This window comes from Pseudoalteromonas rhizosphaerae (genome assembly GCF_028885455.1).
Classification (GTDB): Bacteria; Pseudomonadota; Gammaproteobacteria; order Enterobacterales; family Alteromonadaceae; genus Pseudoalteromonas; species Pseudoalteromonas rhizosphaerae.
In genome coordinates this window covers 2,757,905-2,781,163 of record NZ_CP118496.1, presented here as the reverse complement: position 1 = coordinate 2,781,163, position 23,259 = coordinate 2,757,905, and the positions used below count along the sequence as shown (strand labels likewise).

At 40.7% G+C, this 23,259-nt stretch carries 20 protein-coding genes; 2 read left to right on the top strand and 18 right to left on the bottom strand.

Annotated features, from left to right (window positions below; genetic code table 11):
• Positions 1-2: 2 nt before the first annotated feature.
• The 10 genes from radD to PVK79_RS11825 form a co-directional block, all read right to left on the bottom strand.
• Entirely contained in the window at positions 3-1,760 is a 1,758-nt protein-coding gene (radD, locus tag PVK79_RS11870; RefSeq protein ID WP_182760430.1) for a DNA repair helicase RadD, read from the bottom strand.
• An 84-nt stretch (positions 1,761-1,844) separates the two neighbouring features.
• Positions 1,845-2,147, bottom strand: a complete 303-nt coding sequence (locus PVK79_RS11865) for an H-NS family nucleoid-associated regulatory protein (RefSeq protein ID WP_145241611.1) — start codon at positions 2,145-2,147, stop codon at positions 1,845-1,847.
• Positions 2,148-2,454: 307 nt separating this feature from the next.
• On the bottom strand, positions 2,455-3,225 hold the full coding sequence (locus PVK79_RS11860; protein ID WP_257325673.1) for a hypothetical protein: 771 nt from the start codon (positions 3,223-3,225) through the stop codon (positions 2,455-2,457).
• A 264-nt stretch (positions 3,226-3,489) separates the two neighbouring features.
• Entirely contained in the window at positions 3,490-4,044 is a 555-nt protein-coding gene (locus PVK79_RS11855; RefSeq protein ID WP_182731905.1) for a YceB family lipoprotein, read from the bottom strand.
• 95 nt (positions 4,045-4,139) lie between these two features.
• Complete coding sequence (locus PVK79_RS11850) at positions 4,140-6,824, bottom strand: DUF349 domain-containing protein (RefSeq protein ID WP_257325672.1); 2,685 nt, start codon at positions 6,822-6,824, stop codon at positions 4,140-4,142.
• Positions 6,814-7,095, bottom strand: a complete 282-nt coding sequence (locus PVK79_RS11845) for a YeaC family protein (protein WP_257325671.1) — start codon at positions 7,093-7,095, stop codon at positions 6,814-6,816. Before PVK79_RS11845 ends, PVK79_RS11850 begins: the two co-directional genes overlap by 11 nt.
• A 1-nt stretch (position 7,096) precedes the next feature.
• The gene (locus PVK79_RS11840; protein ID WP_145241601.1) at positions 7,097-7,423 is read right to left on the bottom strand and encodes a hypothetical protein; all 327 of its coding nucleotides are present in this window, start codon (positions 7,421-7,423) and stop codon (positions 7,097-7,099) included.
• A gap of 181 nt (positions 7,424-7,604) precedes the next feature.
• On the bottom strand, positions 7,605-9,110 hold the full coding sequence (locus tag PVK79_RS11835; protein WP_145241599.1) for an alanine/glycine:cation symporter family protein: 1,506 nt from the start codon (positions 9,108-9,110) through the stop codon (positions 7,605-7,607).
• Positions 9,111-9,480: 370 nt separating this feature from the next.
• A complete protein-coding gene (locus PVK79_RS11830; protein WP_182731902.1) occupies positions 9,481-10,611 on the bottom strand; it encodes a M14 family metallopeptidase in 1,131 nt (376 codons plus the stop codon).
• Positions 10,612-10,819: 208 nt separating this feature from the next.
• Positions 10,820-12,262, bottom strand: coding sequence for a glyceraldehyde-3-phosphate dehydrogenase (locus PVK79_RS11825; protein ID WP_145241596.1), 1,443 nt, complete (start codon positions 12,260-12,262; stop codon positions 10,820-10,822).
• A gap of 176 nt (positions 12,263-12,438) precedes the next feature.
• Between PVK79_RS11825 and PVK79_RS11820 the strand changes: the two genes are divergently transcribed.
• A complete protein-coding gene (locus PVK79_RS11820) occupies positions 12,439-13,239 on the top strand; it encodes a DUF2989 domain-containing protein (RefSeq protein WP_257325670.1) in 801 nt (266 codons plus the stop codon).
• Positions 13,240-13,297: 58 nt separating this feature from the next.
• Here the strand turns inward: PVK79_RS11820 and ihfA are convergent, their stop codons facing one another.
• From ihfA to PVK79_RS11795, 5 genes are all read right to left on the bottom strand, one after another.
• Positions 13,298-13,591, bottom strand: a complete 294-nt coding sequence (ihfA, locus tag PVK79_RS11815; RefSeq protein ID WP_016707763.1) for an integration host factor subunit alpha — start codon at positions 13,589-13,591, stop codon at positions 13,298-13,300.
• 2 nt (positions 13,592-13,593) lie between these two features.
• A complete protein-coding gene (pheT, locus tag PVK79_RS11810) occupies positions 13,594-15,981 on the bottom strand; it encodes a phenylalanine--tRNA ligase subunit beta (RefSeq protein WP_257325669.1) in 2,388 nt (795 codons plus the stop codon).
• A 15-nt stretch (positions 15,982-15,996) separates the two neighbouring features.
• Complete coding sequence (pheS, locus tag PVK79_RS11805; RefSeq protein ID WP_145241591.1) at positions 15,997-16,977, bottom strand: phenylalanine--tRNA ligase subunit alpha; 981 nt, start codon at positions 16,975-16,977, stop codon at positions 15,997-15,999.
• A 151-nt stretch (positions 16,978-17,128) separates the two neighbouring features.
• Positions 17,129-17,839, bottom strand: coding sequence for a DnaA inactivator Hda (gene hda, locus PVK79_RS11800; protein ID WP_182731917.1), 711 nt, complete (start codon positions 17,837-17,839; stop codon positions 17,129-17,131).
• Positions 17,839-18,894 (bottom strand): DUF2066 domain-containing protein, encoded by a 1,056-nt coding sequence (locus PVK79_RS11795; protein WP_257325668.1) that lies wholly within the window; start codon positions 18,892-18,894, stop codon positions 17,839-17,841. The genes hda and PVK79_RS11795 overlap by 1 nt, the downstream gene beginning before the upstream one ends.
• Before the next feature lie 294 nt (positions 18,895-19,188).
• Here PVK79_RS11795 and PVK79_RS11790 point away from each other — a divergent pair, with 294 nt between their 5' ends.
• A complete protein-coding gene (locus PVK79_RS11790) occupies positions 19,189-19,806 on the top strand; it encodes a LysE family translocator (RefSeq protein ID WP_257325667.1) in 618 nt (205 codons plus the stop codon).
• An 84-nt stretch (positions 19,807-19,890) separates the two neighbouring features.
• Here the strand turns inward: PVK79_RS11790 and recR are convergent, their stop codons facing one another.
• Genes recR through dnaX form a run of 3 tightly spaced genes read right to left on the bottom strand, consistent with a single transcriptional unit; the run spans position 19,891 to position 23,256 of the window.
• Positions 19,891-20,499, bottom strand: coding sequence for a recombination mediator RecR (gene recR / locus PVK79_RS11785; protein WP_145241586.1), 609 nt, complete (start codon positions 20,497-20,499; stop codon positions 19,891-19,893).
• An 8-nt stretch (positions 20,500-20,507) separates the two neighbouring features.
• Positions 20,508-20,834, bottom strand: coding sequence for a YbaB/EbfC family nucleoid-associated protein (locus PVK79_RS11780; RefSeq protein ID WP_145241584.1), 327 nt, complete (start codon positions 20,832-20,834; stop codon positions 20,508-20,510).
• A gap of 55 nt (positions 20,835-20,889) precedes the next feature.
• Positions 20,890-23,256: a DNA polymerase III subunit gamma/tau gene (gene dnaX / locus PVK79_RS11775; protein ID WP_257325666.1), complete on the bottom strand. Its 2,367-nt coding sequence runs from the start codon at positions 23,254-23,256 to the stop codon at positions 20,890-20,892.
• Between the last annotated feature and the right edge of the window lie 3 nt (positions 23,257-23,259).

Here is a 23,259-nt window from a genome sequence, read left to right as displayed (position 1 = left end):
TATTAATAGCTTAGCTGATTTGCCTTTCTAAAGTTACCTTGATAATCAAATAGTTTATCGGCAACCTTCCAGCCATATTTTTTACTCTTTCTAGCAATAACAAAATCCGGTGCAACAAGCTGCATCTGTCCAGCAATAACTTGTCCAGCTGACTTATATTCTGTGGGTGTTTGACCATTAGCAGTACGCTGAGAAAATTGTTTATTAAACGCATAACGGGCGCCGGACTTTGAAAAATCATAAATTTCATCGCAACTAGCACCATCTTCATCATAATAAGTAACTTTAATAATATGTTCGTTATTTGCGAGGCTAACAACACTTAAACCACTGCAACGTAATACCAATGCATCTTTTAAATTTAATGCAGCACGTAGTTTATCATCAGGATCAGCCATTACCTCATGGCAAGACTGGCACTGACGTGCGGCAATATCATTTTGCGCACCACACGCTTCACATTCTTTAAAGCGAAAACGGTAATCACATTGCTCTTTTGAGCCATCATCATCTTCGAGTAAACCTTGGCAGCGACGGCCAAAATGCTCAATCACTTTACCTTGTGTATCGGTTTTTCCCCAAAATATATTGGCAAAACCACAACCAGGGCAAAGTACTTGTACAGGCTCGTTATCACTATCGCCTTTTTTACTTCCTACTTCGGGGTAAAATAAGTCAAAGCCATTACCTGCATAATCAATTACCAAACACTCGGTTTTCCCTTCGCTTAAACGCAGGCCTCGACCAACAATTTGTTGGTATAAACTAACCGACTCTGTCGGACGTAAAATAGCAATAAAATCAACATGAGGCGCATCAAACCCGGTGGTGAGCACAGATACATTGACTAAATACTTTAGTCGGCGCTGCTTAAATTCCATAATAATACGGTCACGTTCAGCGTTAGGAGTATCCCCGGTGATCAAAGCCGTTTGTTGTTCAGGCAAATAACCATAGACTTCTTTTGCATGCAGTACGGTCGCAGCAAAAATCATGATCCCTTGGCGTTGCTCGCTGTACTGAATAACTTGCTGCATAATAGCTTTGGTTGCTCTGCTATGCTTCTCTAGTAACTGGTTCATATCATCGGCTGTATAGCGTCCGAATGAATCACTTTGTAAAGAAGAAAAATCATAATGACTGATCGCCGCATCCACTTCCTTTGGTGCAGTCAAATAATGATGCTTGATCATATAACGCAGTGGTAGTTCAAAAATACATTCTCGAAATGGACTCGCTTTATCGCCTCGAACAAAACCATGATAATGACGATAATAAACCCAGCCCATTCCCATACGATAAGGCGTAGCGGTAAGTCCAAGTACTTTTAACTGCGGATTATATGCTTTTAGCGCAACGATCACTTTTTGGTACTGGCTATCTTGCTCACCACTGACACGGTGACATTCATCTATGATCACTAACGAATAATGTTCGTTAAGTTGCTCAATATTGCGTGACAGCGATTGGATACTGGCAAACGTTACTTGATGTAGCAATGACTTTTGTTTTAAACCCGCAGAAAAAATACTCGCCTGAAGACCAAAGCTTTTATATTTTTCAGCATTTTGCTCAACAAGCTCTTTGACATGGGCAAGTACTAAAATTTTCTTTCTGGCAATTCGCGCTAACTCAGCGATCACCAAGCTTTTACCTGCACCCGTAGGTAATACAATTAAAGCAGGATCTGAAGTTTTACGAAAATGAGCGACTGTGCGATCAACCGCTTCTTGTTGATAGGGTCGTAGTACATACGTCATAGTAGCAACTTCGAAGGGGTCAAAAAAATAATGGAGTAATAAACTATTTTGTAAATAAAGAGGGGGTATACACCCCCTACAGTATTAAGCTAAGTGGTCGGTAAGTTCAACACCTTGGAATGCTTTAGGGCGTTTACCACGGCCAGTCCATTCAACAATTTCACCCTCAAACTCAATACGGTATTTAGGCATTACTTTTGTGCGTTTATCGTTGGCACCGTCTTGAAGATCATCAAGAGTAAGACCTTTTTCTTTCAACAGATCAAGTACTTCCTGTTTAGCTTGCTGCTGCTGCGTATATTTTGCAATCGCATCACCAAGTAATGCCTGTGCTTTTTCTAAGTCTGATAGACTCGCTGATTTAATAAAAGCTTTAACTTCTTTCATTTTTTACTCACTAAGTTGTAAAGTTATAAATTAGATATTATTCAACTAAATTATAAGCCTATTCTTTAAAATAGGCCAAGCTGATTAATCAGTTTTTAAGGATTTTATTTAAACGAGGATTAATCAATAAGATTAGTATAGTCATTTATTAAGGTTAAGTAGTTTATTATTCACTTTATCAGCGCTGAAAAATATACTTAACATGCTTAATTAACCTAAAGAGTATGCAATCCTTTTATTTAAAAACGAACGTTCAGTTTAATATTTTCGCAATTACATAAAATAATTTGATCACTTTATAATACAACTACATCGACGTTATTAGCGTTTCAAATCGCCATTTTAAACCAATATCATTAATATTTTTTTCAATACCAATGAAATAGGATTGATTTTCGTCAGCCCAAGATAAACTAGTGTACACATTATCGCTATTATCTTTAAGTACATAAAGGATCCCTGGATTGCTATTTACATAATAATTCACCGCGTCCGCATCGATATATACACCACTGCTTTGACTAAAACTAAACATTTTTATAATCACAGTACCAAACGTATCATTTTTGACAACCTGAGTTAACTGATCCCAGCCGCTACCGGCAATAAAATTTCCACCGACCATTCTACTAAAGGTAATAAACTCTTGCTGTAACAAGATACTGTCTAAGCTAACTGTATCGCCTGCAAATTGCTGCGACAAATTAGTTTGGTCTGCGATTGATTGCGCCGCCATAATTTCAGGTTTTAAACTACGCAGAAATAGTTCATGGTCATTTTTGTGCTCTGCAATCACTTTTTCAATATCTTTGATCTGAGATGTGTCCACTAACGCAAAACCATTGCTTTTAGTCTCTAAAGCAAGCCGTAAATAGCCTGTATCTTGGGCTGTATTAATTTTATCATTTTCGTGCAGTTCAATTGGCGTTTCTTTAAAAGAAAACACCTGAGCGCCCTGCTGTTGTGTTGAAGGTTCTACAAGAAAAGGATTAGAATTTAAATCGGGCTCATTAGCAAAAGCTACAACCGAGAATACAGCTATTAGAGTTGCATTGAAGATCACGTTACATTTTTTCATAATAGGCTCTTTATCCATAAAGAAGGCAATTAATGGTGATTAACTAACAATCAGTATAGTCGATTAAATACACAACTTGTACCTATATAATAAAATTATTATTTTGATTTATATCTCGATGACCGGTTATAAACAGCAGCCCTTACAGCGTGTGCCTCCTCTTGTAAATTAAGCCGCAGTAATAGTGCTAATATTTAATAATAACCTTATAGATACAAAAAAGCCCTGTACGTGCAGGGCTTCAACCATCTGAATAATATTAGTTTAAATGCTAGGTACTAATTTAATTGCGCCCTGCTCTACTTTCATATCTAAAGGTAATTTACTTAATAGCGCAACCTTAGGGTCATTCATATTTAGTTTATAAACTGGGTTTACAGCTAAAAATCCGTTAATAACTTTCATTGCTTCATCATCAAGTACCGCTAGGTTTCCCTTAAAACCGCCTGCGTCGATAGTTGAATCAAGCAATTTTACATTCCGTAAAAATACCGCCTTTTTCTCACTATCATAAAATGGCGCACCTTCTATTTGCAGCTTTAAACGCACTGGGTATTTAAGTGCGAAAGCATTTATAACAGCACTCGAATCTGCACCTAATAAGATTACATCACGATTATCAGGGCCGACATTCACGCTCAAATCATTCACATTAAACTGTACAGGTAATCCCATCAAGCTGACTTTTTCACTAAGTTTTGGTAATTGCTGGTTAAGTGCTGTTTCAATTTCACTGCTAGTAAATGAATAAACCGATACGCCGTTCGTGGTGTTACAAGCAGAGAGTAATAAGCAACTAATTAATAAAATATACTTCATTGTTTTTCCTTTACTATAATATTATCGTCAAAACCAAATAAAAATAAAAGCCGCACAACGGCGGCTTTTATTTAATCTACAGCGCCCTAGATTATTTAAATGCTAAATACCGCTTTTAAACGTCCTAGTGTGTCAGCATCAACTGAACCTTGACCCAAAGCCAATAACTGTTTTAAGTAATAATGTAGATCAGCTTGTTCACCGCGATGCTTATCGTCAAGCATTGCAACCTGCTCAGCCATACGCGGTGCTCCCTCAGGACTGGCAACATTAGCTAGAATTTCCATTCTTAGCATCAGTTGTGTAATGGTTAAATGCGTATCAGCACCCCCTTGCCATTGTGCAGGGATTGCTTGCTGGTTTTCAAGCGCACTAAATAAAGCGCTAAAATCAGCCTGTGCTGCTTGCTCTGTCAGCACGGCTAATTTACCATCAATGTTAGCTAATAGCTTTTGCATGCGGTTATTTAGTTCTTTGCTCCCTTCAAGCGCAATTAGCTTAGTGCGTAAATCAAGTAATTGTGCTTTTTGATTAACCGCTGGTAATGCGTCTTCAAGTTCACTCAGTTGTGCTGCGATAACTGCGTTGTCGGCGGCTTGTTGCTGCTTATGCTGAGCAAACTCTTCACTGCGTTTAGCAAATGTCACATCGTTGCATTGACGGAATTTTTGCCATAATGCATTTTCAGCTTTTACACCCGCAAAGCCTATTCCCTGCCACTGCTGTTGCAGCTCTTTGAGCTGCTGACAAGCATCAGCTAAGTCTTCACTTACTGATAATTGCTGTGCTTGTTCAACTAGTGCATTTTTTGCTGCCGCGTTGCTTTTATGAAACGCATTCAACGCATTGAATACTTGCTGTTGCTGCGCTTTATATTGTGTTTGCAAAGCACGGTATACTTTTGGCTCTACATTACCAGCATTACGCCATACTTTATTGATACGATTGTATTGGCTTTCAAACTCTTTCCAATCAAACTCATCACTCGTCGTATCAGTATCAGCCAATGATTTCATCTGAGTAATAATCGCTTCGCGTTCAAGTTTCGTCGTTTCGCGCTGTTGTTCTAGTTGCGCAAAATGTTCACGACATGGTACAAATAATAGCTCTATCTTGTCATCAAACTCTTTACCTTGCGCCTGCTCTTGCTCGGTATCTAAACGCCCAAGCTCATTCCAACGACGACGTAATGTTTTCACTTCGTTTGCACGCGCCTTGGGATCTGTGCAAGGTTGATTGAGCAAACTGGTAATTTCAGTTAGTAGCTCTTCACGCTTAGGGGCAGACGCATACTTTTGCCAATCACGAGCATTTTCTAACTGCTGCTCAAGATCTGCTTTGACTTTTTCAAGACTTTGCTGACTAACTGGAGTTAACGTTTCATACAGCTCAATAAAGCCTTTAAACACACCAAATGCAACATTAAAACGGCCTTGTTCAATAAGGCGCTGAACATCGCGTCCTTTGCGAGTAGCTTGTTGCTGATTTTTCGTTAATTTATCACTAATAGGTGCAACAGCTTTATCCCAGCGTTGTTGTTGCTCATTTAATTGTGCTTTAAAAGGCCCTTGTAAAGGCTTAGGTAACTGAGCTAGAGATGCATTCGCCGCTTTATACGTCTGCTTAAATTGGCGATTAGCCTCATCATAATTTGCTTGGTCAATATCGTCAGTGTTGATACTGCACAATTCTTTTAATGAAGTTTTAAAAACCCTGATCGCTTCACTAAGCTCTGGTAATTTAGCTACTTGCTTAAACAAACTTGTTAATCTGCCAGTCACTTGGTTTTTTTGCCCGCCGTCTTGCAGTTCGCTTTGTGTCAGTGTTTCCTGTGCTTGTGCAACTTTAGCTTCCAACCAATCTTGTTGTATTTGCTCTGGTGTTTCTAAGCCAACTTGTAGCGCATTTTCAATTTCATCACTTAACGCTTCTAAATTTGCCAACGCCAATAATTGTCGTTGCTGCTGAGCTAACCGTTGTTGTTGTTGCTCATGCACAGCTTGTAATTGACTAACTAACTCATTTAATTTTTCGGTTAGTACGATGTATTTATTTGCAACCGTCTCGCGTTGTTCTGGATTTAACCAGGTTAGATCAAGTGCCTGCCATTGCTGAGTAAGTTCGCCATATTGTTGAGTAACAAGCGCATAGTCTTGTTTTTCACGTAATGCATTAAGTTTTGCCAAGATAACACGAGTATCATTTTGTACTTTTAATGGCATTTCAATTGCTAAACGCTCATTTTCTATATGCGTCTCAAGGGCTACTTTTGCCTCATCATGTGCATGCTTAACTAAGTTTTTCACTAATTGATGGGTGATCACTTGCTCAACAAGGTTTACTTGTAGTTCGCTTGAACCTTCTTTAAACGCCTTTTCAACTAACTTAGGATTAGCCAAGCGTTTTAATAGCTTCACTCTTACTTGTAGTTCTTTTTCTGCAAATGCAAGTTTTTCAAGTGTTTTTACTGGAGCAAAACGCTCTATGTATTCGTTTTTAATTTGGCTAGATAAGTTACTTTCATCACTCAGTACGGCATTTGATATATGCTGTTCTGCTAATTCTTTTAAACTTTGATCTTGTTTATACGCCTGCCACCACAACACTAAATCATTGACTTTATTAAGCGCTTTTTTACGGATCTCTGCTGAACTATCTTCCAGAGCTAATGCATTTAAAATCGTCGCATCACGCTCTACATCTAGCTTTTCAATTGCCTCTAAACGTACTTGTTGCTTTGGGTGCTTCCACTTCGGGGTAAAAAGGTGTTTAAAGATCATTTTCACTAAACCTTGCTATTTCGTTGTCTGCGGTAAATTCTTTTTGCAATTGTGCTTTGGTTTTTTGCACCATTTCACCATTAGAACCTATGGTGAATTGCTCATTTGTTTGCGCTACTTTTGCTTGGTAAAGCATAACTAATTGCACTGTCTGCTTCTTTTGCTCGTCACTGAGTACCGTGCCATCAGGCCACTTACCTGTTGCTGCACCATACTGAAGGCGTTCGAATAATTCTGGGGTAATTGTTTTTACGAGATTATCGATGTTCATGTCATTTTTTCTTTTTTAAAGTCACTAAAATAACGCGGTTTATTAAATACCAAATACAACCGATTGCAATGGCTGCGGTGCATGCGTACCACGATGGAGTTTCAGGTTCTGGATGTAAAAAGTATAAACTAAAGAAACCACCTAAAAATATCAGTAGAGCAAAAAAAGAATGATTCATAAACATTTGTTGTTTTTGAATGCGTTTTTCGCGCGCTAGCTGTTGACGTTGTTCATCATCAAGCTGCGCTACATTATTCTCACAGTGAGGGCACTGTTGGTGTTTATCGGATATTGACTTATTACAACTAGGACAACGAACAATTGCCATATCTTTCTCCATACTTCGCATAAAAATCTACGCATAAAAAAGGCGCCTTGCGGCGCCCTTTATTGTACGTGTTTTATTTGTCGTTGTCTTTTTTCAATTGCAGCCAATAGCTGAGATCCGAAAAACAACGAGTATCTAATTTTTACAATAACCAAAACATGTCTGATTACGCCACTCAATCCTATAACTGAGAGTCTTTTGATTGTTTTGCGAGACGCTTTTCCCAAAAAGTAGCGTTTTTGATCCCTAACTTAACAGGGTCAAATGTGATATCCCCACCTTTTTTCTTCTGATCTTCGTAATCGCGCAAACATAATAGCGCAGGTCTAGCCACAAAGAATATTGATAAAATGCCCAATATATTTATCCAAGCCATTAAACCCACACCAATGTCACCAATACTCCAGATATAACCAGAGCTGTTTACCATGCCATATGACACCATAAACATAATCACAAATTTCACCATCACAAGCGGAATAGTGCCTTTAAAATAACGATTTAAATATGCAATATTGGTTTCAGCAATATAGTAATAAGCAAGTATTGTAGTAAAAGCGAAGAAGAACAATGCAATACCAACAAATGCTTCACCAAAACCACCAAACACGCTGAATAAAGCCATTTGCGTGAAAGCAGCTGAACCAACTTCAGTTGCAGCATCAACGTTTTGTACAATAAATTGCCCTGCTGGTAATTCACCCACTACATTGTATTGCTGTGTAATTAAAATCATTAATGCTGTCGCAGTACAAACAAAAATAGTATCAACATAAACAGAAAAAGCTTGCACTAAACCTTGTTGGGCTGGGTGATCAACTTCGGCCGCTGCAGCTGCATGCGGTCCGGTACCTTGACCAGCTTCGTTAGAATAAATACCACGTTTTACACCCCAACCAATAGCGGCACCAAAACCGGCCTGTGCGGTAAACGCATCTGTTATGATTAAAGAGAAGATATCAGGTACTTTATCGATATTTAAAAATACCACGATTAAAGCTAATACTATGTAGCCTAACGCCATAAATGGCACCACAATTTGAGTAAAGTTAGCAATACGCTTAATACCACCGAAGATAATAAACGCTAAAACAATAAGAATAATTGCCAAAGCAACCAATTTAAAGCTACCGACTTCACCAAAACTCGTTGAGACCATAGTGCCATCACCAAACACTTGGGTAAACGCGTTGCCAACAGCATTGGCTTGCACGCCCGGCAGAAAAACACCACATGCAATAATTGCCGACACGGCAAATAAAATCGCCAGCCATTTTTGTTCTAAACAGCGATCAAAATAATATGCTGGGCCGCCGCGATATTGGCCATCTTCTTCTGTTTTATAAATTTGCCCTAATGTTGATTCGGCGTACGCTGTACTTGCTCCTAAAAAAGCCACAACCCACATCCAAAAAATAGCACCTGGGCCACCAAAACCAATAGCTGCCGCTACACCGGCTATATTACCAACCCCTACTCGTCCAGATAACGACACAGCCAATGCTTGAAAAGATGAGATCCCTTTATCTGAGGTGTTAGGGCTAAATAGTAATTTGCACATTTCTTTAAAATGTCTAACTTGAGCAAATCGGGTTAATACAGAATAGAACAAGCCTGCGCCTAGGCATAAATAGATGAGTGCGTTACTCCAAACAACATCATTAACAGCGCTTACAAAAGCTTCCATGGATATCCTCTATAGTTATATTTATTATTTTCTAGTTACGATACTCTGCTGTAGCTAATCAGAATGCGCGACATATGGCTATGGGAAATAAGGTAACAACATTACTACCTCCCCTGCAACTTTTTGAATATTAACTTAAACGTTCTAAGTTTGTTAACACTTAATTTTCAAAATAACTACTTTTAAAATTTAATTAACCCTACATGGTTTTATGTAGGTAACTTAAAGATACGGCTCGAACAGAGCTTGGAAAAGATTTAAGTAACACATTAAGCAAATATCATCGCTTTATTAGCGTCGCTAATGCCATTCATCGCGATTAAAAAAACTAAGGGCATCGATATGAATGATGCCCTTAGTAACAAACACGTTATCTTAATTTATCTACTACGTTAACAATCGCAGCCAAGGTGTCTTGGCCAAATTGATATGAACGGCGATCTGACCAGCCATAATCAGGATCTGGTAAACCATCGTTATCTTTAAATGGCATTTCAACCGTGTAAGCAAGCGCTTTAAATTCTTCTGCAACAGCTGATGACCCCACCGTTAGATTGGCTTGACCTGGCTCATCTTTCGGGTAACCGTGGATATCTTGAAACTCAGGAGTCACTATGTGCAATGCCGCTTTAAAACTGTCTTCTAAGTCTTTTAAGCGCGCATCATAGCTTGGGATACCTTCACTACCGGCTACAAAGTTATATGGAATCGCTTCATCTCCGTGAATATCAAGGTGCATATCAACACCGGTCTCACGCATTTTATTTAGCACTAAATATACTTCAGGGCTATTTTCCATGCTTGGAGTTTGCCATTCACGATTTAAGTTAACTCCTTTTGCGTTAGTACGTAAATGCCCACGAGCACTACCATCAGGATTCATATTGGGTACAATATAAAATACCGCTTTTGATAACAATGCTGCTGCATGTGGATCTTCATCATCTAATAACTTATGTAATACACCTTCAACAAACCATTCGGCCATCGTTTCGCCTGGATGTTGACGGGCTGTTATCCAAATTGTTTTCTTATTTTCATCACTTTCGCCACCAATACGCAGTACGCTCATATCACGGCCATCAAGTGTTTCACCTAAGGTTTCAAGCTGACAGGCTTCTTGGCTTTGTGCCCATGTGATTAGATCTAAGTGACGCTCGTAGCTATATGGTGCAAAGTAAGCAAAATAAACACAGCCACATTCTGGCTCAATCTCAAATGATAACGTGCCATCAGCATAGTTTGAAGGAACACGAAACCAGGTTTGGCGATCATACGATGCAACAGCCTGATAACCTTCCCAGCCGTCAGGGTAAGCTGAATTTTCAAGGTTATTGATATGTAATTTATGGCTTTGAAAAGGTGTTGTTTCTAAACGGAAATGGAACCACTGAAAAAAATCAGATAAATGATCTTTATTGATCTCAAGCTGAATATTAAGTGGATCGGTCGCGGCAATGACCTTGATATTGCCACTGTCAAAATTACTGGTGATTTTCATTTTATTAAACCTATATATGAAAAATTAATCGCTAACTTATCGCTTGTTAGTTAGAAATTAAATAACGCCCACTATAATGGGCGCATTGTTATTAAAATGTAGCAAACTGGAGACAGCCTACCACATGGCTTGGGTTTTGAAAAAACATTCATGACTAAAAAAGCCAGCGAATGCTGGCTTTTTGTAAAGATTTTTAAGCTATTACCAATTAACGTGGCAAGCTTGGGAATGAAACCTCGGCCATATCGCGCATACAACGCACAACTTGGCAGCTGTAACCAAACTCATTATCATACCAAACATAAAGTACAATACGGTTGTCATCAACGATAGTGGCGGTTGAATCAACCACACCCGCATAACGACTGCCGACTAAATCGGTAGACACAATCTCAGTAGAGGCCGTGTAATCAATTTGGTCGCGTAACTCTGAATGCAGAGCAGCATGGCGTAAGAACGAGTTTAACTCCTCAACCGTGGTGCTGGTCGCAAGGTTTAAGTTCAAAATAGCCAGAGACACATTCGGTGTAGGTACACGGATTGCGTTACCCGTTAATTTGCCTTCAAGTTCTGGTAATGCTTTTGAAACGGCTTTAGCTGCGCCAGTCTCAGTGATCACCATATTAAGTGCTGCGGCACGGCCACGACGATCTGCTTTGTGGTAGTTATCAATCAAATTTTGGTCATTAGTGTACGAGTGAACTGTTTCAACGTGACCATTGTTAATACCAAACTTATCATTAAGTGCTTTTAATGTTGGTGTGATTGCGTTGGTAGTACAGCTTGCTGCACAAACAATTTTATCTTCCGGTTTGATATCGTGGTTATTAACACCATATACGATGTTTTTGATATTGCCTTTCGCCGGTGCTGTTAATAGTACTTTTGCAGCGCCTTTTGATTTTAAATGTAAGCCAAGGCCAGCTTCGTCTTTCCAGATCCCCGTATTATCAACGATCAATGCGTTTTCAATACCATATGCTGTGTAGTCAATTTCATCTGGAGAGTTAGCATAGATCACCTGAATGTAGCTACCATTGGCTTTTATTGCATTACGTTCTTTATCAATGGTGATTGAACCATTAAAAGGACCATGAATTGAATCACGACGTAATAGGCTAGCACGCTTTTCAAGGTCGCCGTCTTTACCACCACGAACAACGATTGCACGTAAGCGTAAATCCGCATAAGGACCTGATTTTTCAATTAACAAACGCGCTAGTAAACGACCGATACGACCAAAACCATATAACACCACATCGCGTGGCTCTTTGGCTTGTGAGTTTACAATTTCAGCTAACTCGTCGTTTAAATACTCTTCGATAGAACGACCATTTGCAACATCGTTAAATAAATAACCATAAGCCAGTTTACCAATATCGATACGTGCAGAGTTTAAATCCATTTTGCTAATAGCTTCTAAAAACGGAAAGCTTTCACGTAAACGAAGTTTAGTGCCTTCAAACTGCGCCACTGTTTTGTGAGATTTGATGATATCAATTGTACTGGCATTGACGAGAGGACGGCCATATACCGCGATTTCAATACCACGATTACGATAAAGCTTTCCAATGATAGGTTGCATGCTTTCTGCGTAATCTTGGCGTTCTTGCCAACTATTTGTGTATTCTAACTCGTGAGATGAGGTCATTTTATTTACCTAATTAAACAATTTTTGAACGGATAGCCATAAGACGTATTGAGTTTTGAGAGCAACACGCCTCAGTGGGCTTCGCTATTCTAATTTAAACTAACTTTATTCTCCACTGTTAGAGAGCAATTCATTACGCTAGAATAACAAGGTAATTATTAAGGTGAGGTTAAGGGATGTTACTAAGAGCAAGTGTTTTACTGAGTTTGTTGGCATTAACTGGGTGTGAAGAACCGTTGACACTTGCACAGGTGTGTAAAGAAACCCCAGGTTTATGTAATGATTTAAATAAAGATAGTCACTGTAAAGCCCAACGTGCTGATGTGATCATGGCGCGTTACCATGAATACAAACAACCGACTGACGATAACAAATATTTATTATTAAAGGGTTTTGAAAAATACGATAGATGCGTATCGCTGGCGGCAAAAATTGAACATATCAAGTTAAAAGAAAAAACCACCTCCCGCGTTGAAGCACATTTAACCAGTATCAAGGAAATGACGCGGTTATTTCAAGATACCAAAAATACTAACCACCCTGGGTTGTTGTATTATCATTGGTCTCGCAATAATGACCAATCAGCCCTGACTAAATTACTTGCGCTTGAAAACGATCCTAGTGTCACTGAGGACGCTGAAATCCAGTTTTTCTTAGCCAGTTATTATATTAAGTTTGATGAAGATAAGACCATAGACTTACTGTATAAAACGTTAGAGCTAAACAAAGCTGAACAAACTCCAAACCCCGAGATTTACACCTCATTGATCAGTTTATTTTATAAACAGGAAAAATATAAGCATGCCTATACTTTTGCAAAAATTGCACAGCTTTCTGGGATAACCAATGTTGAAATATTCCCGATTGAGCAGCAACTCACAGCAACAGGAAAAAGTCTCAGCGGATTAGATACCCTCGCACAGCAAACCTACGACAGTATTCAAGCTGGGCAGTTTGTTTCACCACGGGATTTTTAATCGTGTTCAAACTTAGTTTATAGAAAAGAAAAAGGCAGCTGACGCTGCCTTTTTTAATTTATTTGCTCGTACCAACTTCAACACGAGTTTTGAGCTTTTGACCAGGTCGAAAGGTGACGACGCGTCGTGCCGAAATAGGGATATCTTCCCCAGTTTTCGGATTACGGCCAGGCCTTTCTTTCTTGTCACGAAGATCAAAGTTACCAAATCCAGAGAGCTTAACCTGCTCGCCTTTTTCAAGCGCTGAGCGGATTTCTTCAAAAAACGCTTCAACTAAATCTTTGGCATCCTTTTTATTGATCCCCAATTTTTCAAATAGGTGTTCAGCTATGTCGGCTTTAGTAAGCGCCATATCTAGTCCCTCAACGATGCATTAAACTGTTCGGCCAGTGCGGCCACCACGTTATCAACTACTAGATTGATATCTTTCTCTTCGAGTGTTCTATCAACCGCTTGCAGTGTTAGAGCAATCGCCAAACTCTTATAATTTGGCTCAATACCTTTGCCCTTATACACATCGAATAAGTTTAGGTCAACCAATTGATTTCCGCCAACTTTTTCTATCACTGATAAAATGTCGCCAGATTTCACCTGATCTTCCACTAAAATAGCGATGTCGCGGCGGTTTGAAGGGAACTTCGAAACCCCTACAGCCTCTGGTAAATTTCTTTTTTCAATGGCTGACATTTCAATTTCAAACACATAAGTCGCATTATTGATATCTAACGATTTTTGTACTTGAGGATGAATAGCACCAAAGAAACCGACCTTTTTACCTTCAACATAAATCACCGCAGATTGGCCCGGATGTAAGCCATCTGATTGCTCTGCTTTGATTTCAAAACGCGTTATATCATTGGTTAATGAAAGTAATGCTTCAACGTCACCTTTTAAATCATAAAAATCAACGGTGCGCTTTTCTTCAACCCAATGTTCACCATGTGCCAGACCAGTAATAGCCCCACCAATAACTGCAACTTGGTTTACGCCATTCTCTGCGTTTTCATCACGTAGAAATTTAAGGCCATGCTCAAATAAACGAATACGTGGCTGCTGGCGGTTTTGATTATACATTACTGATGCCAGTAAACCTGGCATAAGGCTCACACGCATTGCCGACATTTCAATCGAAATTGGATGTGGCAAAACCAGCGCGTCACTGTCTGGGTGTAAAATAGCTTGTGCTTTAGGGTCAACAAAGCTGTATGTGATCGCTTCTTGATAACCACGAGTCACTAGCGTATTGCGAAATTTGCTCACTGCAATATTGGCTTCGTTATGAGTGGTCATTTTTAATTTAGCAGTCGGTGCTACGTTTGGAATACTGTTGTAACCATATACGCGAGCAACTTCTTCAATTAGATCTTCTTCGATACGAATATCAAAACGGTAGCTTGGTACATCTGCACTCCACACACCATCGACAATTTTCACATCAAGCCCTAAACGGGTTAAAATGTCGGTTACTTTCGCATCTTCAATATGATGACCAATAACACGGTCTAAACGCGCACGACGAAGACGCACTTCAGTCACCTTAGGAAGCTTATCTTTTGCAACAGCTTCAACTACAGGGCCTGCTTGACCGCCTACAATCTCAAGTAACAACGCAGTTGCACGTTCTATTGCATCATGTTGCAGCGCAAAATCCACACCGCGTTCATAACGATGCGATGCATCTGTGTGTAAACCATAGCTACGGGCTTGCCCTGCGATAGCAACTGGATTAAAAAACGCACTTTCTAATAGAATATCCGTTGTTTGCTCGGTAACGCCTGATTGCTCACCGCCAAAGATACCGGCAATCGCCAGCGCTTTGTTATGGTCGGCTATTACTAAGGTAGATTCATTCAACTTAGCAGTATTACCATCTAGTAATACCAGCTCTTCATCAGCATGGGCGCTACGTACTTTGATACCGCCTTCAATCGCATTTAAATCAAAAGCATGCATTGGATGGCCAAGTTCAAGTAACACATAGTTAGTTACATCAACCACAGGATCAATTGCGCGCACGCCACTACGACGAAGCTTCTCAACCATCCAAAGTGGTGTTGTGGCGTCAAGGTTGATGCCTTTGATCACACGCCCTAAATAACGTGGGCAGGCTTCATCATTTACTAGTTCAATTGATACTTTATCATCAATAGTTGCTGCAACCGCTGGTATATCTAGGGCTTTAACATCAATACTGTTAAGTACGCCCACTTCACGAGCGATGCCTTTAATACCTAAACAGTCACCACGATTCGGGGTTAAATCAACATCAATAATGTTGTCATCAAGACTTAAGTATTCACGTAAGTCTGTGCCCACTGGTGCATCAAGTGGCAACTCCATGATACCGTCGCCTTCTTCGCTAATACCCAACTCCACGAATGCACACAGCATGCCGTGAGACGGTTGACCACGTAGTTTGGCTTTTTTAATTTTAAAATCGCCCGGTAATACAGCGCCAACCATAGCTACTGCAACTTTGATACCTAAACGGCAATTTGGCGCACCACATACAATATCTAATAGCTCATCGCCACCGACATTGATTTTAGTTACACGTAGTTTATCTGCATCAGGATGCTGACCACATTCAACTACTTCACCGACAACAACGCCAGAGAATTCTGCCGCAGCGGGCTCTACGCCATCTACCTCAAGGCCGGCCATCGATAACTGTTCCGAAAGAGCCTGCGTGTCAATTGCAGGATTAACCCACTCTCTTAACCACTTTTCACTAAATTTCATGTTATTTCTTCACTCTTAACGGAACTGATTAAGGAATTTCAAATCGTTTTCGAAAAACGCACGTAAGTCATTTACCCCATAACGCAGCATGGTTAAACGCTCTACACCCATACCAAAGGCAAAACCAGTGTATTTTTCTGGATCAATTCCCACTGATTTAAGCACGTTAGGGTGCACCATTCCGCAACCTAATACTTCTAACCATTTTCCGTCTTTACCCATCACATCAACTTCCGCTGAAGGCTCTGTAAATGGGAAAAATGAAGGACGGAAACGAATTTCCATATCTTCTTCAAAAAAGTTACGCAAGAAATCGTGCAAAATACCTTTAAGCTCAGTAAAGCTTACATCAGTATCAACCATCAACCCTTCAACCTGATGGAACATCGGCGTATGTGTTTGGTCGTAATCGTTGCGGTATACACGCCCTGGAGAAATAATACGCAGCGGCGGTTGCTCAGCTTCCATGGTGCGAATTTGCACACCACTGGTTTGCGTACGCAACACCAGTTTTGGATTAAAGTAAAAAGTATCGTGATCAGCACGCGCTGGGTGATGCTCAGGAATATTTAGCGCGTCGAAGTTATGAAAATCATCTTCTACTTCTGGGCCAGATTTAACCGCAAAACCTAATTCGCCAAAAAAGCTCTCAATCCGCTCAATGGTACGCGTCACTGGGTGTAAACCACCTGTTGGCATAACGCGACCGGGCAATGTTACATCGATTGTTTCAGCGGCTAATTTCTCTTCAAGGGCCTTGCTTGCTAGTAATTCGCGCTTGTCGTTAATCGCAACTTGTACATCTTGCTTAGCTTGGTTAATTACTTGGCCTGCTTCTTTGCGTTCTTCAGGGGCAATTTTACCAAGGGTTTTTAATAGATTCGTGATTTCGCCTTTTTTACCAAGGTAGTTAACCCTGATATCTTCAAGCTGCGCGATTTCACTGGCACTGGCGACCGCCTCAAGTGCTTGCGCTAATATATTTTCTAAGTTCATTCGATACCTGATCTGTCACAGAAGGTGATTTAAGTAATAGCTAATGATAACTGAAAGCAATGGCTAGATTCCAGACCTTATACCAATCTTATTGAATTCTTTCCCATTCTGGTTAAGCAAAATGGGAAGTTAGACGATTTTGTAGAGAAAACTAGAGTTTTAGAGTGGATTTTATGAAAGGAATTGTCAATTTACGTTGTGCAGCCATCGAGGCATGGTCAAGTTTATCAAGCACATCAAGTAACGCTCGCATATCACGACTCAAACGCGTTAATAAAAAGCGCGCACATTCATCACTAAGCTCTAAACCGCGCATATTGGCGCGCTTTACTAAGGCTTCGGCTTTATCATCATCACTCATAGAACGGATTTGAAATGTCGTACCCCATTTTAATCGTGACTCAAGATCCGGCAAGTTAATGTTAAGCATGTCTGGTAACAGATCCGCTGTCACTACTAAGCATTTACCCGGTTCGTTAAAACGGTTAAAAAAATTAAACAACGCTTTTTCCCACGCATCGTTACCAGCTACTAAGTGCACATCATCAATACACAACACATCAAGCGCGTCTAAGCCATCGAGCACCATAGGGCCAAAATCAATCACTTCGCGCATTGATAGCAGCATAGTCGATAAGCCATGCTCTTGGGCATGAATACAGGTTGCATACAGTAAATGTGATTTACCCGAATCTCCTAAACCACATAAATATGTATATTGAAAAGTGGTTGCTAAACTTTTAAAAGCATTTTTTAAATGACTCACTTCCAGTGAATTTTCACCACCAAAATAAGATGCAAAGGTTTCATCATCAGGCAACGTTACCGGTAATGCCATTTGCACCGGCTCAATTGTCTGCATTACAAACCAACCCATTGATATTCTAAATCGTCTTGCGCTACTACGGGATAAAATGCACGAGGATCAACAAATGGTTGAAAAGCACGGTCGAGCTCTAAGGCTTTTTGTAAATCATGCATACTACCAGTGTGATTGATCGCAAAACTAACTACATCAGCAGTACGAGAACGAATTGTCACTTGGGTAACTACGCTTAAGCTCTGAAGCTGACGTTTAGCCAACTCAATATCGACAAAGTTAGTGGTGCCTTTTAATTTAAATACCGCTTGGGCAAGCTGCGTTGTAGAATTTGGATCAACCGCATATTCATTGGCCAAGCCAGCTGCTAAGCTGTCGATCATTAAGGCTATGGCTTGTTGTTTATCACCGCTTACTCTATTTGCTTCAAACAGCTCATCATTAGTAAAGCGCCAATCCAACAACCAAATCTCGCTGTCAGGTTGTTTGTATAAACGCGCGGTAATACTGCGTTCTGCACTATAACGGCTTGATGCCTGTTCGACTGGCGAGGAGAAATTACCCCACACCTCAGGTATTCCCACTAATGCACGGTCTTGTAAATCAAGCAACGGTACCACGACAGGCAAACCACGTCGCGCTGCGGTGCTATAAATTAGTTGCTCTAATTGCGGATAGCTTTCTTGGGTAACAAGTTCGCGACGCCAGTTATCTTCAATGGCAAGCCAAATAGCCACCAGCGGACGACGCGTCCCCCACAATGGTAAATTAAGTTCTTTGACGAGTGCGTTGATTTTGTTTGCTTCAAATTTAACCACGAGGTTAAGCTGACCATTGGCTTTTTCGTCGTATTCAAATTTGAGCATGTAATCTGATATATCTTTACTACGTCGCTGAGCCGTTGGGTTTTTGTCCGCATTTGGATCGCCACTGACCTTAACCAGTACATTTAGCAACGCTTCGCGGCTGGCGCTGAGTCGAGCATCGCGAGATTTGTCAGATACTTTTAATACGTCCTGATATAGATCAGTAACTTCAACCGCAGTCGCAGTAAAACTTAGGAAAATGATGATAATAGCAATAAATAATCTAGACACAGGGCATTAGTTCTTGGTTTTAAACTGTTTTGATCCTAATTCAAAGCACCCAACAAAGCAAAAATATATTTGTTAAAACCCACTTACAAATAAGTGCTTGTGATCAGTGCATAGAAGCTTCCTGCTACATGCTCCTCAAAGATCTAAATTAGCTTGCGTATTAGTAATCAGTTTATGCTTTATCGCCAGTGCTAACAATCTCTTAATTGTGCTTAACCATCCCAAATTGGTTTCTAACCCTTTCAAAAACAATTACCATTGCGCATTCTATTACAGCAACTAACGGATGCTTACATGCTCGACTTCGCAGTCCTGGGGGTATTTATACCCACCTTCTTTTTTGTCTCTATTACACCTGGGATGTGTATGACTTTAGCCATGACCTTAGGAATGAGTATTGGCGTGCGCAGAACTATGTGGATGATGATTGGCGAATTACTTGGCGTTGCTATTGTGGCTGTTGCAGCAGTCGCAGGGGTGGCAAGTATCATGCTCAACTACCCGACACTTTTTAGCGTATTAAAATGGCTCGGTGCAGGTTATTTAGTCTATATTGGGGTTGCAATGTGGCGAGCAAAAGCAACCATCAAATTAGGCGCAGACAGTAAATTAAAAGTATCTCGCCAAGCGCTATTCTCACAAGGGTTTATCACCGCGATTGCCAACCCTAAAGGCTGGGCGTTTATGATTTCCCTGCTACCGCCGTTTATAAATATTGACTACGCGATTGCGCCACAATTGAGTGTGTTAGTCGCCATCATTATGCTCAGCGAGTTCACTTGCATGATGCTCTATGCCACTGGCGGTAAAAGTTTACGGCTGTTTTTAAACCAAGGTGACAATATCAAGTGGATGAACCGCATCGCTGGCAGTTTGATGGTTGGCGTTGGAGTATGGTTAGCGCTTAGCTGAGTCGCTTTATTTTAGAGCGACTATAAAAAAGCCTGCAAATGCAGGCTTTTCGCTTTCAAAGAATTTATTTACTTAACTGCAAAGCTAATTTTGACTAACCACTCGTCGGCCACTAAATGCATGCATTAATGTCATGCCATCGAGCAAATCAAGTTCTCCACCGACCGGAATACCATGGGCTATCCGCGATGCATCAACTTTATAACGGTGACAAAGCTGGGCAATATAATGCGCTGTAGTTTCCCCTTCAACTGTAGGGTTGGTCGCTAATATAACCTCGTTTATCCCACCTTGTTGCAACTTACTTTCAAGAATATCAAGGCCAATTTCATTTGGACCAATACCATCGATAGGTGATAAATGTCCCATCAATACAAAGTACAAACCTTTATACTGGCCAGTTTGTTCAATCGCCAACACATCGGTAGGTGATTCAACCACACATAAAATTCCGCTATCTTGACGTTTGGGGCTTAAACAGATTTCACACTGCGGCTGCTCTGCAAAAGTACGACACGATTGACAGTGTCCAATAGCAGTCATCGCTTTGGTAAGTGCATTACCAAGCTGAGTGCCCCCCTTACGGTCACGCTCAAGCAAATGGAACGCGATGCGCTGCGCTGACTTTGGGCCTATGCCCGGCTGACAGCGCAATGCTTCAATTAGCTGGTTTAAACTCTCTGAAAGCTGCATATTTTATCTTAAAATGGCATTTTCATACCTGGTGGTAATTGCATACCGCCAGTTACTTTACCCATGCGCTCTTGTGTTTCTTCTGCTACACGGCGAACTGCGTCATTACACGCAGCGGCAAGTAAGTCTTCAATAAGATCTTTTTCGTCTTCCATTAAACTTTCATCAAGTTCAACACGTCGAACATTATGGTTTCCAAGCATGGTTACTTTAACTAAACCAGCACCTGCTTCACCAACCACTTCTAAGCTAGCAATTTCGTCTTGGGCTTTTTGCATGCGCTCTTGCATTTGCTGCGCTTGCTTCATCATGTTACCCATTCCACCTTTAAACATAACTTTCTCTCTTTCTATTTCTAATTGCCATGAAGATAAGGGCTATTGCAGTGAATTACAATGCCTGAATACTGTTTTCATCGATAATTGCAGAAAATAGCTGCTGTAACTGTACGATATTTTCATCACCGTTGATCACATCAATTGCTTGCTGATGGCGCCCTGCATCAATCTTTTGCTGAATTAAGTAAGGCGAATCTATCACCCCAGGGGCAAAATTGATTGTCAGCTCAACATTATACCCGTAAATACTGGCCAGCGCCGCACTAAGCTTTTGCCTTAACATCGGGGTATCGAGATGTTTTTGCGATTCATCCACTTCTAAGTGCAGCTGTTGTTGTTGCTTTGAATAAATTGAATGCAAAGCAAATTGACGCATCCGCCCGCCAAGTCCCATCCGCTTAATTAAGTATGCCCACTCATCTTGTTGATGTGCAAAACGAATATCGCTGATCGGGCTTTGAAAATCATCCGGTATTTGAATATTTATTTCAGGCTCAGGTGCAGCAACTACTTTTTGTGGATTAATTTGCTCTAGCAATTCCGGTGCTAAATTCTCAGTAATAGTCTGATGTTTTTCTTTAAAGTCAGGTTTCACACGCTTATTTGGGGCGATATTCGGCGTGTAACCATCAGTCTCAGGCTGACTACTTGCCCCCGTTATCTGGGGCTGTGACTTTTTTACCGCAGTACCGCGCTCAACCGCAGCTGGTTTATTCGTTGATGGCGCAACAGATGTTTTACCACCAGAGAGCGTACCTGCACCAGAAATATTTCTATCTCGTAAAATACGTGCAATTGCGGACTGCGCTTGTGCTTCTTTTTGGCTAATATCTGTGGTATCTGAATAGTCAGAGAATGAGCTGTTATTTTGTGCTGGAGCGGTTTGCTCTGCGCTATATTGATGCTCAGGTAAAGATTGTTCTGGCGCATGCTCAAAGCCACTATGAAAGCCCTGCTCCACTGCGTTATTCATTACCTCATCATATTGGGATACTAATTGTTGCTCAAGCTCAGCATCTGAATCATGCTCATTACCATGCGCGGCTTCGTGCATAATTCCCGAATTTGTATGTGGTGCTGTGGTCACAGTTGGCTGCGTATCGACAGGTGCAATTTGCTCACTGGTTACAGAGTGTTCAGTTGTTGCAACGGCTTGTTCAGGCGCACTCACGGTCGTTTGTAGCGGTGCAGCTTGAGGCAATGATACTTGGTTATCAACAGGCTGTGGTGTTGCAGGCTTATTTTTATTGAGAATATCTCTCAATGCTGCTGAGCGAGACCGGTTGTTATCGGCCGCTGGAGCCTGCGCCGCAGTACTTGCAAGCATTTGGCTATCAACTGGTTGAAATGCCAGTAAGCGCAGCATAACCATTTCAAAACCTAAACGAGGCTCTGGCGCCCATTGTAAGTCTTTTTTGCCATTAAGCAGTAATTGATAATAAATTTGGATTTGTTGTGAATCGCAGCTCTTTGCTACTTCATTAATAAACTCGCGATTATATTCATCTAACTTGGCGGCATCGGGCACTAATTGGGTTAATTGTGCTAAATGTGTAAGGCCAATTAGATCATCTAACAAAGCAATATAATTTGGGTTTTGGGTGGCAACTTGCTCGATTTTCGCCATCAATGCATGACCGTCTTGGGCTAATAATGCAACCAGCAAGTGCTGGCTATAATGGTTGTCCATCAACCCTAGCATTGCTTGCACCGCTTGATGCTTAATATCACCATTCGTTTGAGCAATCGCTTGATCAGTTAAACTCAACGCATCACGCATACTGCCATCAGCCGCTTTGGCGATAATTTGCAGGGCTTGAGTTTCAAAACTTAATTTTTCTTCGCCTAACACATATTCAAGTTGTTGGAGTATTTCAGGTTGCGATAACGCATTAAGATTAAACTGCAAACAACGCGATAAAATGGTGACAGGCAGTTTCTGTGGATCCGTCGTCGCTAATAAAAACTTAACGTGCTCAGGCGGCTCTTCCAAGGTTTTTAATAATGCATTGAAACTATGCTTTGAAAGCATGTGTACTTCATCGATCAGGTACACTTTGTAGCGACCGCGAGTTGGCGCGTACTGCACGTTATCCAATATCTCACGGGTATCTTCAACTTTAGTGCGCGATGCTGCATCTATTTCAAGTAAGTCAATATAACGACCAGTTTCGATATCTATACAGCTGCTACACTTGCCACACGGTTGCGCCGAAATGCCTTCATCACAATTTAAGCTTTTTGCAAAAATACGTGCGATGGTGGTTTTACCCACCCCGCGAGTCCCAGTGAACAAATAAGCGTGATGCAGTCTGTTTTGTGTTAAAGCATTAATAAGCGCTTGTTTCACATGGGACTGACCGACCAATTCATGAAAGGTCTGTGGACGCCATTTTCTCGCTAGGACTTGATAACTCATTAA